Annotated in this window: 1 pseudogene; it reads right to left on the minus strand. The window is 36.7% G+C overall.

The features are described 5' to 3' along the window. Positions 1–259, minus strand: a pseudogene (locus tag ACNQ0W_RS25785) (hypothetical protein); the annotation flags it as partial.

A 259-nucleotide genomic window follows, 5' to 3' on the forward strand; every position in this document is an offset into this window, starting at 1 on the left:
GCTAATCCAGAACCAAAAGAGCCAGTCTCATAATCATGTTTAATTGCTTCAAGATATTGATGACGCAATTGATAACGGCATAAAAGTTCAAAAACGAGATCTTCAACACGATTCAAAGTAATGGAAGCTTTATCAGTTTCTACCGCAAGTTCCTCGTCACTTTTTTCTTCAATACCTAAAAGTTTTTTAAGACCTCGAGACCAAACTAGTTGACGGGCACCCTTCATAGAAATGGCAAATTCTTGGAAAAGTTTAGAAG

Origin of the sequence: Enterobacter cloacae complex sp. 6730903 (genome assembly GCF_048283985.1) — a bacterium.
GTDB classification, from domain to species: Bacteria; Pseudomonadota; Gammaproteobacteria; order Enterobacterales; family Enterobacteriaceae; genus Enterobacter; species Enterobacter hormaechei_C.